The following is a 12041-nucleotide window of genomic DNA, read 5'->3' on the forward strand; positions in this document are numbered from 1 at the left end:
GCAGGCGCGGACCTCGCTACCGGTTTGGCCGCTCCGTCATCGCACGAATCGAGGCCGGCATCGCGATACCCGGGGTGAGATCGGGTGCGGCCTGTGGCGCCCCGTAGGCGACCGTCATCGGCACCACCCCGGCCCACGCGTCGCCCGCGACGTCCTCGTCGGGGTCATCGGGCCACCCATCGCTGACCTTCAGCGACCAGTTGTCCTCAGCGATCGGCATCCGCAGCGCCAGCGTCGCCGCGAGTTCCTTGCGGTTGCTGGCCCGAAGTTCGGCGACGCGACCGGGGATGAACGCATCGGTGAGCGCCTCGAGGTAGGCGACGTGATCGGCCTCGGGGACCGGCTCGAAGACACCGAACAGAACGGCGCTGCGGTAGCGGAACGAGGACTCGAACGCGCTTCGCGCCACCACGACACCGTCCAGCGTCGTCACCGACACCGCCGCGGGGGCACCCGCGGCCAGCGCCCGCAGCCACGGCGAACCGGTGGAGCCATGAATGACGAGATCGTCTGCGACACGGGCGAACCCGGTCGGAAAGACGACGGGATGCCCGTCACGTACCAGCGCGACGGTGGCCAGGGGCGTGCTGGCGAGCAGCTCGTCGAGGCTGGCGCGGGAGGTGGTCTGCAACTCATCGAGCCGCGTGACACGCGTCGAGGGTTGAGTCATCGAATCGGTTCGCAGTTCACTGTGCCCATCGATCGATCCTGCTCGATCCCGCCCACAAATGCATCTCGTCCGCGGCCGCAGTTCCGTGCGGCACCCTCCCCCACCGGACTAGTGTTTTGAGATGATTGAGATTCTGCCCGACATGCCGGATGGCGTGACCGGAATCCGGGTGTCCGGACGACTGGCCGGCGACGACCTACGCAAGTTCCGACCGGCCATGGAGGAACTCCTCGGCACCGGCGAGATCAGAATCGTGGAGGTCATTGCCTCCGATTACGAGGGCTTCGGGCCGGGCGGGTTGGCCGAGGATCTGAAGCTGGGTTTCGGCGCGCTCCTCCAGCACCACTCGGCCTTCAAGCGAATCGCGGTCGTCTCCGACAAGGAGTGGGTCAGCCACACGCTGCATGCACTGGCGTGGGTGGTCCCCGGCGAACTGGCCGTGTTCGGTATCGACGAGCTCGAGCGCGCCAAGGAGTGGGCTGCCGGCTGAGCGCCGGGCCGGGTGATGCCGCAGTGGGCGGTGTCAGTCCGGGATGGCCGAGCCGCCGGGCACCACGACGGCGAACAGATCGGCGATCGCGGCCAGGCTGGCGGCCTGCATGACCGCCGCGGACACCGGGTTTCCGCTGACGTCGGGTAGCGAACGGGTGGCGGTCGCCGCCGCGGGGACCGTCGGTGCGTAGCCCAGGTTGAACGCACCGCGCGCTGTGGAGTTCACACACATGTGCGTCATGAACCCGGCCAGAACCAGATTGCGCGCCCCGAGCGCCTTGAGCCGGTCGTCGAGGTCGGTCGCCACGAATGAGTTCGGATACTGCTTGACCACCACGGCCTCACCCTCGCGGGGCGCCACCACATCGGCGATCGCGCCGATCTCGGCCTCGATGTCGTACGGCGAGCCGGGCCCACCGTTGTGCTGGATGTGGATGACGGGGATGCCTGCCGAGCGCGCGCGGTCCAGCAGCGCGGCGGCCTCGTCGAGGGCGGCGGCCACACCGTCGAGTTCCATCACGCCCTGGGTGTAGGTGTTCTGACAGTCGATGAGGATCAGTGTCGAGTCGGCCAGCGCTGCGGGCTGACTGGGCAGGCTGGTCAGTTCGCGCAAAGTGGGTCTCGTCATACCTCGCAGCCTAGTCAGCCGACGAACCGGCCGCCGCGTTTGACGACGACCTGGGACGTAACACTCGTACGAGCAAGACCGCGACAATGATCAGGGTCACGGCCAGGGCGACAACGAGATTGCTTGTGTGGCCGGTGATATCGGCAAGCCAGCCCTGAATGGCGACCTCGGTGTCGGCGGTGACCAGGCCGCCGAGGTTCGCGGTGCCTGCGGTACTGAGGAACAGCACGCCGATGCCGACGAATATCAGCCCGGATATCAACGAGGTGCTGTGGGTGTGGATCGGCCCCAAGCGCAATGGCCTGCCTCGCAGCCACTGCCTGCTGCCGAGCTTCCACCTGTTCCACAGCAGCGCCAGAATCCCCAGCGGGACGGTCATCCCAGCTGCGTACAGGGCCATCAGCAGTGCTCCGTAACCTGGGGCACCACCGGCGACCGCGACGGTCAACACCGCGCCGAGCAGCGGGCCGGAACAGAACCCGGCCAACCCGTAGACGGTGCCGAGGGCGAACACCGAAAGCGGAGTGCCGATGCGGACCGAGCCTGCGGCCCTCTGCGCACCGCCGAGGGTAAAGCCCTTGCCCGACATCATCAGCACGCCGAGCCCGATGATGACCAGCGCGGCCACGAACGTCGTCTCGGATCGGTAGGCCGTTATCGCTGAGCCGATGGCACCCACACCCGCGCCGAGTGGCACCAGGACAGCCGCCATGCCGAGGTAGAAGATTCCGGTTCGTGCCAGCAGGCTGCGCCATCCGGTGAACGCGAAGGCGAAGAACGACGGCAGCAGCAGCGCTGAGCAGGGGCTCACGATCGCGAGAAGGCCGCCCAGAAACGCGCCAAGGATGCCGATCTGAGTCACGAGTTGGCGGGCCCGCCGGCAGCGAGGTTGTCGATCATCGCGGTGAAGACGTCGGTGGGCTGGGCACCGAGGACGGGTTCTCCGTTGAGCGAGAACGCCGGTGTCGAGGGAATTCCCAGGCTCTGGGCCTCCTGCAGGTCGGCGTTGATGGCGTCGTCGAAATCGAGAGACGCGGCGTCGACGTCGAAGCGGGCGAGGTCGGGCACGCCTGCCGTCGCGGCGAACCCGCGCAGCGCCTCGGTGGTCAAAGTGGCGCGCCCGCGTGCTGGCGCCTTGTCGTAGACAGCAGTGACGAACTCCCAGAACCGACCCTGAGCCGCGGCGGCGCGGGCCGCCCGTGCCGCGGACATGGACTCCGGACCGAAGATGGGCATGTCACGCCATTCGATCCGCAGCACACCCTTGTTGACGTAGCGGTCAATCAGGACCGGTTTGGTGTCACGGCCGAACTGAGCACAGAACGGGCAGCGAAAATCGGCGAACTCGATGAGGACGACGGGCGCGGTCGGCGAGCCCAGGGCCATCGGGTCATCGGCCTGGCGGCGGGCGAGATCACCCAGTGGCCCGATCGGGGCTGTCGCTGAGGCCTCCGCGGCACTGGGCGCGCTCATGGCCGACGCAGGCGATGAAGACGCCTCGGGGTCGCTGCCACCCTGCCGAACGACGAGCAGCACCACCAGGCCGATGGCCACGAGGACGGCCAGGCCAAGCAGCGTCAGGTCGCGTCGTCGCGGCTTGGTGATCGGCGGCGTCTCCGGCATGTGGGTGCCTCCTTTGGCATGGTGTTGGCTCTGCGAAGCAACGCGAATAGCTTTGGCAGCAATGCATTTGCTTAGGCGCAGGCCTGCTAAACGAGATGTCGTTGGACATCTATGTACCTACGTAGTAGATACGTAGGTACATCTCTGTCTAGTCCATGGGAGTCCTATGATGCAACTCATGACGGCGAATCGGCTTGTGCGGGCGGCATTTTTCGGATTGCTGGCCGTGGTGGTGATGGCGATACCCACCGACATCATCGACACGCCGTGGTTCAGCAGGGAGGTGCCGGTTCGGTGGTGGGAGTACCCGGTGCTGATCGCGACCGGCGTGCTGACAGCCGCGTGGTTCGGGATCGCGGGTCCCGGGCGCAACGGCGGAGCGCTGGCCTCGGGTTTGGCACTGACGACGTTCGCCGTGGGGTGCCCGGTCTGCAACAAACTCGTTCTACTCGCGATCGGCACCTCTGGCGCTCTCGGGCTCTGGGCGCCCCTGCAGCCCGTCCTGGCCGCGGTGTCGGTTGCGCTGCTTCTCGCTCTCGTCGTCCTGCGATGGCGTCGGCGGCCCTGTGCGTCCGGCGACTGCGGCACCGAGGCCCGATCAGCCGAGCACGTCACATAGCAAGATCGCCAGTGCCGGCAACGCCGCGGTGATGCCGATGATCGCCGACAGCGCGGTGCGCTCGCGCCAGCGATGGCGCGCCGAGGCGGGGGTGACCAGTCGCGTCACGCGCGCGACGACGGCCACCGCCGCGGCCTGCAGCACTCCCTCCGGCGCCACCCGCGATGCCGCAGGCGCGCAGGCGAGGGCCACCAGACTGTCGAGAAGGGGACCGCGACCGTGCACGCCAACGGCGGTGTCGTCGGCGCACATCTCCAACAGCGGCGGAACTGCGCGTGCCGCGGCGGTCAGCACCGTGAACCGCGGCAGCGCGTCGGCGAGAGCGGACAGCACGGCGGTGATCAGCGGGTGGCGGCCGCGCAGGTGCGCGTTCTCGTGGGCGATGACGGCGGCGACCCCTGCATCGTCCAACCGATCCATGGCAGCGCTGGTCAACACGATGGTGTCGCGCCGCCCCGCCGCCACACAGTAGGCAGCCGGTTGGTCCGCGGTGATGATCACCGCGGCGCCTCCCGCGATCACCGGCTGGCCGAGGATGCGGGCCGCGGACGCGTGCTCGCGGTTGCCTGCGCGACCGCGGCGCGCGGCGGCGCCCACTCGATAGACGGTGAGCAGGTAGATCGCCATCCCCAGCCCCGCGAAACCGCCGACCATCGCCGTGGTCAGCGGCGCGGGCAGGTCGACGGGACCGATCGCGTGGACGGGCTTACCGCAGATCGTCAGCTGCGACCCCGTGGCGAGGCTCCGGACAGCCGCACTGCCGGCAAGGACGATGACGGCAAGCCACGACGCCAGTGCGGCGCCGACAGCGGTGAGCCACGCCGTCACACCCCAGTGCGGACTGATCCCCGAGGACGCAAGACGTTCGATGACGGCGGGTGCGCCCCACGTGATGAGCAGAGCGCAGCCGAACATCAGTGACGCGGCGTTCACGGGGCCGGCCTCTGGGCGGCGCGCTGCACGGCCTCCCGTAGCTTGGCCGACTCGACCGCACCCATCTGATCGATGAAGAACGACAACACCAGATCGGCGTCCCCACCGGATTGCAGCGCCGCACGCATCAATGCCGCGGAGTGCTCCTCACGGCTCATCGACGGCCAGTAGGCGTAGGCCAGTCCGGTGCGGCTGCGTGTCAGCCAGCCCTTGTGGTGCAGGTTGTTCATCGTCGACATCACGGTGGTGTAGGCGATTTGGCGGCGGCTGGCCAGTTCGGTGTGAAGATCGCGGACCGTCGCGGGGTCATCCCGTGCCCAGAGAAGGTCCATGATGACCGTCTCCAACTCGCCGAACGCCACCGTGCGCCTCCCTGACCGGACCATGCGCTGCCGCGCGCCACCGAACGACAGTCTACGTAGTTCGACAGTAGATCGGCGTGGGTGAGGCGATCGCCTCAGCGAGTGGTGACGGCCAGCACGGCGTCGGCCAGTTCGGGCCGGCACACAATCAGGTCGGGAAGCAGCACGTCGGACTGGTTGTAGCGCAACGGCGAGCCGTCGATGCGCGACGTGAACAGCCCCGCGGCGCGGGCGACAGCCACGGGTGCCGCCGAGTCCCACTCGTACTGCCCGCCCGCGTGCACGTAGACGTCGGCGAGGCCCTGCACTACCGCTGCGACCTTGGCTCCCGCGGAACCCATCTCCACTAGCGTTCCACCGAGTGCGTCGCGCACTGCCAGTGCGACCTCGGGCGGTCGAGTGCGGGACACCACGACCCGCGGCGTGGCCGGTGCAGGCGGCGGTGGCGCCACGTCGGGTGTGGCCGGCGTGACACCCTGCGCGGGCAGCGCGACGGCACCGGCGACGAGCTCACCGTGATCGCCGTTGCGCACCCAGAGCGCCACGTGCACGGCCCAGTCCTCGCGGCCCAGTTCGGAGAACTCCCGGGTGCCGTCGAGCGGGTCGACGATCCACACCCGATCCGATGTCAGCCGGATGCGGTCGTCGGCACCCTCCTCCGACAGCACCGCGTCACCGGGACGCTCGGCCGCCAACGCCGCCATCAGGAAGTCGTGGGATCGCTTGTCCCCCGCCGCCTTCCGCTCCTTGGCATCGGCGTCCGCGAGTTCGGCGCGCACGCCGAGCAGGAGTTCACCGGCCTCCGTGGCGAGCCGCGCCGCCAGCTGGTGATCGGACTCGGTCACCGCTTCGCGTCGATCATGTCGATGACTTGCTGGGCGAGATCATCGACCTGGTGATCGCAGGTCAGCCGCAGGTCCGGATTCTTCGGCCGCTGGTACGGGCTGTCGATACCGGTGAAGTGCGTGATCTCACCCGCACGAGCCTTGGCGTAGAGCCCCTTGGGATCTCGCCGCTCGCAGTCCTCCAGCGGGGTGTCGCAGAACACCTCGTAGAAGTCGTAGCCCTGATCGGCGTGCACCTTGCGGGCAAGTGCCCGATGCTCCTCCAGCGGGCTGATGGCGGGGACCAGCACGATCTGTCCGGAATCGGCGAGCAGCGTGGCGATGTGCGCCAGCCGCCGCAGGTTCTCGGCCCGGTCGGCCATCGAGAAGCCGAGATCGGCGTTGAGCCCGTGCCGCAGGTTGTCCCCGTCGAGAACGTATGCGGGACGGCCACTCTCGAGCAGCTTCTGCTCGACGAGCATCGCCACCGACGACTTGCCGGAGCCCGACAGTCCGGTGAACCAGATCGTGGATCCTCGCGACAGCCGGTCCTCGGCCGTGACCAGGTTCTGATGCCTGACCGCATTGGGGCTCGCGGTCCGTGTCGCGGCTGGGGTGGTATCGCGGACCATGCCCGCGGCGACCGTGCCATTGGTGTCCGGGTCGATCAGGATGAACGATCCGATCGCCGCGTTGCGGGAGTACTCGTCGAGTAGCAGCGGCACCTGTGTGCGCAGCGTGACACGGCCAAGTTCGTTGATCTTCAACGCCGTTGCGCTCTTGTCGCGGTGCAGCGTGTTGACATCGAGCCGGTAGTCGAGCGCCGTCACCCTGGCGCGGGTGGTCCGCGTCGTCTGCTTGATGATGTAGTCGCGGCCCGGTTCGAGTGCGGACTCGTCGGCCATCCAACACACCGTCGCGTCAAAGTCCTGTGTGACGTGCGGCTGATTGTTGGGCCGAGCGATCATGTCGCCACGCGAGATGTCGATGTCGTCGGCGAGGCTTATCGACACTGCCATCGATGCGAAGGCCTCATCGAGGGGACCCGTGGGGCCCTCGATCGCGGTGATGTGACTGGTCTTTCCCGCGGGCAGCACCACGACCTCGTCGCCGGTCCGCATGACGCCGCTGGCGATCGTGCCCGCGTAGCTGCGGTGGTCGGCGTGCTCGTGGGTCTGTGGGCGGATCACGTACTGCACCGGGAAACGCACGTCGACCAGGTTGCGGTCACCGGCGATGTAGACCTCTTCGAGGTGGTTCAGCAGTGCCGGACCCTCATACCAGGGCGCCACGTCCGACTTGGTGACCACGTTGTCGCCGTTGAGCGCCGACAGCGGAATGGTCGTCACGTCATGGATGTCGAGGCGTGCGGCGAACTCGTGGAAGTCGTCGCGGATCTTCTCGAAGACCTCCTGGCTCCAGTCGACGAGGTCCATCTTGTTCACGGCAAGCACGATGTGCTGAATGCCGAGCAGTGACGCCAGGAAGGCGTGCCGCCGCGACTGCTCCAACAGCCCGTGGCGGGCGTCGACGAGGACGATCACCAACTGTGCCGTCGACGCTCCCGTGACCATGTTGCGGGTGTACTGCACGTGGCCCGGGGTGTCAGCGATGATGAATTTCCGCTTGGCCGTGGCGAAGTAGCGGTAGGCGACATCGATCGTGATGCCCTGCTCCCGCTCGGCGCGCAGGCCGTCGGTGACCAGAGCCAGGTCGGTGTAGTCGTGCCCACGCTCCTTCGAGGTGCGCTCGACCGAGGCCAGCTGGTCCTCCATGACGGCCTTGGAGTCGAACAGCAGTCGCCCGATAAGCGTCGACTTGCCGTCGTCGACCGATCCGGCGGTCGCGAGTCGCAATAACGTCGCCATCAGAAGTAGCCCTCTCGCTTGCGGTCTTCCATGCCTGCCTCGGAGATCCGGTCATCAGCACGGGTCGCGCCGCGCTCGGTCAGCCGCGACACGGCGGTCTCGGCGATCACCTCGGACACCGTGCCCGCCAGCGACTCCACGCAGCCGGTGCAGGTGACGTCGCCGACGGTGCGGAAGCGCACGGTCTTCTCGACGATCTCCTCGTCCTTGCGGGGCTGCAGGTACTTGTGCACGGCCAGCAGCATGCCGTCGCGCTCGAACACCTTGCGCTGGTGCGCGTAGTAGATCGACGGCAGCTTGATCTTCTCGGCGCCGATGTAGGACCAGATGTCGAACTCGGTCCAGTTCGAGATCGGGAACGCCCGGATGTGCTCACCCTTATGGTGTCGCCCGTTGTAGAGGTTCCACAGCTCGGGGCGCTGCGCCTTGGGGTCCCACTGGCCGAACTCGTCGCGGAAGCTGAACACCCGCTCCTTGGCGCGGGCCTTCTCCTCGTCGCGGCGGGCACCGCCGAATGCCGCGTCGAACTTGTTCTCGCGGATGGCGCGCAGCAGCGTGAACGTCTGCATCGGGTTGCGCGACGGGATGGTCTCGACGACGCGGCCCGCGTCGATATCGTCCTGCACCTTGGCCACGACGAGGCGGATACCGGATTCGGCGACCAACTCGTCGCGGACCTCGAGCACCTCGTCGAAGTTGTGGCCGGTGTCGACGTGCATCACCGGGAACGGCAGCCGGCCCGGCCGGAACGCCTTGAGCGCCAGATGCAGCATCACGATGGAGTCCTTGCCACCGGAGAAGAGCAGCACCGGCTTCTCGAACTCCGCGGCGACCTCACGGATGATGTGGATGGCCTCGGCCTCGAGCGAGCGCAGGTGGCTCAGCTCGTACTTTCCGGCGGAGGTGCCCAGTTCCTGAGTCGTCACGACTTCCTCTTTAAGTTGGTCGAGTTGGCCAGCATTACACGCATGGCCAGGAATCTACGCTGAGCCGTCGAAACATGTCAACGCCGTGGGCAACCCCTGAGATCAGGACGATTACCTGGCAGGTAATTGAATCTCCGCACCCCGGCCGACGACACTCGTCAGCGTGTCCACTCCCACCGGCGCCGAGGTCATCGCCCAGTTCCTCCCCCAGTCCCCGTTCGTCGCCAAGCTGGGCGTCATTGCGGACAAACTCGAGGACGACGAGGTGCGCTTGCGGCTGCCGTGGAGTCCGTCGAACACCACGGTCGGTGACATGGTGCACGGCGGAGCCATCGCCACGCTGGCCGATCTCACCGTGATGGCGGCGGCATGGTGTGGCGCGCAGGCACCCGACAACCTCCGCGGTGTCACGGTGTCGATGGCCCTGGACTACATGGCGCCCGCCCGTTCGACCGACCTGATCGGCGTCGGCCGTGTGCTGCGGCGCGGCCGATCGCTGGTCAACTGCGAGGCCGAGATCATGACGCCCGATGGCGAGCTGGTCGCCAAGGCCATCGCCACCTACAAGATCGGGTGATTTCGGCGCGTTTTGGAGCGGTGACCGCTCCGAAACGCGCCGAAATCGCTCGGGGTGACCTAGAGGGTGACCTCGTTGAGCTTGCCCGTGGCGACGTCGAACACGAATCCGCGAAGCGACTCGTGCTTGGTCACGAACGGGCTGGCCTCGATGCGCCGCAGCGACTGGCGGACGTCCTCGTCGAGATCGTTGAACGACTCGGCTGCCCACTGCGGTTTGAGGCCCGTCTCGTCCTGAATCGCCCGCTTGAAGTCGTCGTCGGTGAACGTCAACATGCCGCAGTCGGTGTGGTGGATGAGGATGATCTCCTTGGTGCCCAACAACCTCTGACTGATCGCCAGCGAGCGGATCTCGTCATCGGTGACGACACCCCCCGCGTTGCGGATGACGTGCGCCTCCCCGTCGGCCAGGCCTAGGATCCGGTACACGTCCAGCCGCGCGTCCATGCAGGCCAGCACCGCCACGTGCTTACTCGGCGGCAGTGGCAGCGGTCCATTGAATTCGGCGGCGTAGGCCTGGTTGTTCCTCAGGTACTCGTCGGTCACCGACATCTCGGGATTCTCCTGTCTCAGGGCATACGGCAGGGCCTAACGCTAGTGAAGCCCTATCCGCTCTGCGATGGTGAGAATCGTGGTGATTCGAGGTCGTAGACCGCGGTGCCCCCGACGTCGAGTTTGGTGAAGTTCTGCTCCACCCACGCGCTGATCTGCGACGCGGTGCCGCCGCGGTGCCCGGGTGGGCCGCCGCGGTCCGATGCAATGAAGTAGCGCACCTGGCCGTCGGAGACGTACCGCTGAAATTGAGCCAAGGTCGGTGACGGGTCGCTGCCCGTGAAGCCGCCGATCGCCATGAGCGACGCGCCGGACTTCAGTTCGAGGTCGCTCACCGTCATCGATCCGATACCGGCTGCGGCCCAACGGTTGTCGACGCCCTTCACCAGATCCACAAGCGCGGTGTCATCGCGCGAACGGCCAGGACCGCCCGGACCACCGGGCCCGCCGGGTCCGAACGCCTCGTGGCGTGCCGGCCCCGACATCGTGCCCGGCCCGCTGGGCGTCTGGGCGGCGTTGTAGATCGAGAACGCCACCGGCCCGCCGAGACCGACCAACGCGGCCGCAACCGCCACCGCACCCGCCGCCCGGCCCAGGCGATGCAACCCCAGCACCAGCACCGCAGCCAGCACCACCGCTCCGATCAGGATCACCCAGCGCAGCATGGGCCACCAGTCGGGGGTACGGCCGAGCAATGCGAAGGTCCACGCGCCGGTCACCGCGAGCATCACGGCCAGCACGACGCGGGCCTGCCACAGCTGCCTGCGTCGGACCAACTCTGCGACCGAGATACCGACCAGCGCAGCGATCGCCGGTGCCAGCGCCACCGCGTAGTACGGGTGCACGATGCCGTCCATGAAGCTGAACACCACACCGGTGGCCAGCAGCCAACCACCCCAGAGCACCGCGCTGGCCCGGACGCGATCGGTGCGCGGGGTGCGCCACGTCAGGAACAGGACCGCCGCCAGGCCGATCAGCGCGGCGGGCAGCAGCCAGGACGCCTCGGCCCCGAAGGACTGGCCGAACATCCGGGTGATTCCCGGATCGCCACCGAAGAAGACATTTCCGCCGGGAGGGCCACCACCGCCCGGCCCCCCGCCCGGCCCGGGGCCAGCGCCACCGCCGGGGCCCTCGCCGCCGACGATGCGCTCGAGTCCGTTGTAGCCGAATGCCAGTTGCAGCAGGCTGTTGTCCGTCGAGCCCGCGATGTAGGGCCGTGAGTCGGCCGGCCAGAGGCTGACCAGCGCGATGTACCAGCCGGCCGACACCACCATGGTGAGCCCGCCGATCAGCAACGCCCCCAACCGCTTCCACATCGAGGTCGGCGCCGCGATGAGGAACGCCAGTGCGAGGGCAGGAAGTGGCAGGAACGCCTGCAGCATCTTGGTGAGGAAGGCGAAGCCGATGACGGATCCGGCGAGGGCCATCCAGCGGTAGCTGCCGTTCTCGATGGCCCGCACGGTGCAGTAGGCGGCGGCGACCAGCAGCAGCACCAGCAGTGCATCGGGGTTGTTGAACCGGAACATCAGCGCCGCGACAGGGGTCACCGCGAGGACAAGCCCCGCGATGAGGCCAGCGCCAGGGCCACTGCACCGCTTGACGGCCACGTACAGCAGGGCGACGGCGGCCACGCCCAGCAGCGCCTGCGGCAGCAGCATCGTGAAGGCGTTGAAACCGAAGAGCCTGCCGGACAGGCTCATGAGCCACAGCGCGGCGGGCGGCTTGTCGACGGTGATCGCGTTACCCGCGTCCAGCGAGCCGAACAGCCACGCCTTCCAGTCCTGTGTGCCCGCCTGCGCGGCGGCGGCGTAGTAGTCGTTGGCCCAGCCCGAGGAGCCCAGGCCCCACAGGTACAGCACGGCTGTACCCGCGAGCAGGGCCCACAGGCCGGGACGGGCCCAGCGCGGGTCCGTTGGTCTGGCCGGTTCGGTGAGCGCGCTCGGCTCAGCCTCTGCGATGAGTGTCATG

The 12041-nt window shown here is 67.8% G+C and carries 14 protein-coding genes; 3 read left to right on the forward strand and 11 right to left on the reverse strand.

Going from position 1 to position 12041, the window contains the following annotated elements; genetic code table 11:
* Positions 1-16 precede the first annotated feature (16 nt).
* Entirely contained in the window at positions 17-670 is a 654-nt protein-coding gene (locus ABIA65_RS07360; protein WP_354523134.1) for a pyridoxamine 5'-phosphate oxidase family protein, read from the reverse strand.
* Between the two features lie 121 nt (positions 671-791).
* Between ABIA65_RS07360 and ABIA65_RS07365 the strand changes: the two genes are divergently transcribed.
* The gene (locus ABIA65_RS07365; protein ID WP_354523135.1) at positions 792-1160 is read left to right on the forward strand and encodes a SpoIIAA family protein; all 369 of its coding nucleotides are present in this window, start codon (positions 792-794) and stop codon (positions 1158-1160) included.
* 33 nt (positions 1161-1193) lie between these two features.
* Here the strand turns inward: ABIA65_RS07365 and ABIA65_RS07370 are convergent, their stop codons facing one another.
* From ABIA65_RS07370 to ABIA65_RS07380, 3 genes are read right to left on the reverse strand one after another with little or no spacing between them, the layout of a single operon-like run.
* Complete coding sequence (locus ABIA65_RS07370) at positions 1194-1790, reverse strand: cysteine hydrolase family protein (RefSeq protein WP_354523136.1); 597 nt, start codon at positions 1788-1790, stop codon at positions 1194-1196.
* A 10-nt stretch (positions 1791-1800) separates the two neighbouring features.
* On the reverse strand, positions 1801-2652 hold the full coding sequence (locus tag ABIA65_RS07375) for a cytochrome c biogenesis CcdA family protein (RefSeq protein WP_354523137.1): 852 nt from the start codon (positions 2650-2652) through the stop codon (positions 1801-1803).
* The gene (locus ABIA65_RS07380; protein WP_354523138.1) at positions 2649-3413 is read right to left on the reverse strand and encodes a DsbA family protein; all 765 of its coding nucleotides are present in this window, start codon (positions 3411-3413) and stop codon (positions 2649-2651) included. Before ABIA65_RS07380 ends, ABIA65_RS07375 begins: the two co-directional genes overlap by 4 nt.
* Before the next feature lie 178 nt (positions 3414-3591).
* On the opposite strand from ABIA65_RS07380, the gene ABIA65_RS07385 reads away from it, so the two are divergent.
* The gene (locus ABIA65_RS07385) at positions 3592-4032 is read left to right on the forward strand and encodes a hypothetical protein (protein ID WP_241403927.1); all 441 of its coding nucleotides are present in this window, start codon (positions 3592-3594) and stop codon (positions 4030-4032) included.
* On the opposite strand, the gene ABIA65_RS07390 is transcribed toward ABIA65_RS07385, so the two are convergent.
* The 5 genes from ABIA65_RS07390 to cysD all read right to left on the reverse strand — a co-directional run bounded on the left by ABIA65_RS07390 (position 4012) and on the right by cysD (position 8945).
* Positions 4012-4965: a M56 family metallopeptidase gene (locus ABIA65_RS07390; protein WP_354523139.1), complete on the reverse strand. Its 954-nt coding sequence runs from the start codon at positions 4963-4965 to the stop codon at positions 4012-4014. The genes ABIA65_RS07385 and ABIA65_RS07390 overlap by 21 nt on opposite strands.
* Positions 4962-5351 carry a BlaI/MecI/CopY family transcriptional regulator gene (locus ABIA65_RS07395; protein ID WP_241403925.1) on the reverse strand — a complete coding sequence of 130 codons (390 nt, stop codon included), beginning with the start codon at positions 5349-5351 and terminating at the stop codon, positions 4962-4964. The genes ABIA65_RS07390 and ABIA65_RS07395 overlap by 4 nt, the downstream gene beginning before the upstream one ends.
* A gap of 71 nt (positions 5352-5422) precedes the next feature.
* Complete coding sequence (locus tag ABIA65_RS07400) at positions 5423-6172, reverse strand: 3'(2'),5'-bisphosphate nucleotidase CysQ (protein ID WP_354523140.1); 750 nt, start codon at positions 6170-6172, stop codon at positions 5423-5425.
* Positions 6169-8019, reverse strand: a complete 1851-nt coding sequence (cysN, locus tag ABIA65_RS07405) for a sulfate adenylyltransferase subunit CysN (RefSeq protein WP_354523141.1) — start codon at positions 8017-8019, stop codon at positions 6169-6171. Before cysN ends, ABIA65_RS07400 begins: the two co-directional genes overlap by 4 nt.
* Positions 8019-8945, reverse strand: coding sequence for a sulfate adenylyltransferase subunit CysD (gene cysD / locus ABIA65_RS07410; protein WP_371746987.1), 927 nt, complete (start codon positions 8943-8945; stop codon positions 8019-8021). The genes cysN and cysD overlap by 1 nt, the downstream gene beginning before the upstream one ends.
* Positions 8946-9108: 163 nt before the next feature.
* On the opposite strand from cysD, the gene ABIA65_RS07415 reads away from it, so the two are divergent.
* The gene (locus ABIA65_RS07415; protein WP_241403922.1) at positions 9109-9522 is read left to right on the forward strand and encodes a PaaI family thioesterase; all 414 of its coding nucleotides are present in this window, start codon (positions 9109-9111) and stop codon (positions 9520-9522) included.
* A gap of 59 nt (positions 9523-9581) precedes the next feature.
* Here the strand turns inward: ABIA65_RS07415 and ABIA65_RS07420 are convergent, their stop codons facing one another.
* Together ABIA65_RS07420 and ABIA65_RS07425 are read right to left on the reverse strand one after the other, a co-directional pair.
* Positions 9582-10073 carry a beta-class carbonic anhydrase gene (locus tag ABIA65_RS07420; RefSeq protein ID WP_241403921.1) on the reverse strand — a complete coding sequence of 164 codons (492 nt, stop codon included), beginning with the start codon at positions 10071-10073 and terminating at the stop codon, positions 9582-9584.
* Positions 10074-10126: 53 nt separating this feature from the next.
* A complete protein-coding gene (locus ABIA65_RS07425) occupies positions 10127-12040 on the reverse strand; it encodes an ArnT family glycosyltransferase (protein WP_241403920.1) in 1914 nt (637 codons plus the stop codon).
* Between the last annotated feature and the right edge of the window lies 1 nt (position 12041).

This window comes from Mycolicibacterium sp. 624 (assembly GCF_040548615.1).
GTDB lineage: Bacteria > Actinomycetota > Actinomycetes > Mycobacteriales > Mycobacteriaceae > Mycobacterium.

What these genes read in the sequence shown, in the direction of transcription:
- ABIA65_RS07360 (WP_354523134.1), bottom strand. Translation starts at nt 670, where the DNA reads ATGACTCAACCCTCGACGCGTGTCACGCGGCTCGATGAGTTGCAGACC.
- ABIA65_RS07365 (WP_354523135.1), top strand. Translation starts at nt 792, where the DNA reads ATGATTGAGATTCTGCCCGACATGCCGGATGGCGTGACCGGAATCCGG.
- ABIA65_RS07370 (WP_354523136.1), bottom strand. Translation starts at nt 1,790, where the DNA reads ATGACGAGACCCACTTTGCGCGAACTGACCAGCCTGCCCAGTCAGCCC.
- ABIA65_RS07380 (WP_354523138.1), bottom strand. Translation starts at nt 3,413, where the DNA reads ATGCCGGAGACGCCGCCGATCACCAAGCCGCGACGACGCGACCTGACG.
- ABIA65_RS07385 (WP_241403927.1), top strand. Translation starts at nt 3,592, where the DNA reads ATGACGGCGAATCGGCTTGTGCGGGCGGCATTTTTCGGATTGCTGGCC.
- ABIA65_RS07395 (WP_241403925.1), bottom strand. Translation starts at nt 5,351, where the DNA reads ATGGTCCGGTCAGGGAGGCGCACGGTGGCGTTCGGCGAGTTGGAGACG.
- cysN (WP_354523141.1), bottom strand. Translation starts at nt 8,019, where the DNA reads ATGGCGACGTTATTGCGACTCGCGACCGCCGGATCGGTCGACGACGGC.
- ABIA65_RS07420 (WP_241403921.1), bottom strand. Translation starts at nt 10,073, where the DNA reads ATGTCGGTGACCGACGAGTACCTGAGGAACAACCAGGCCTACGCCGCC.
- ABIA65_RS07425 (WP_241403920.1), bottom strand. Translation starts at nt 12,040, where the DNA reads ATGACACTCATCGCAGAGGCTGAGCCGAGCGCGCTCACCGAACCGGCC.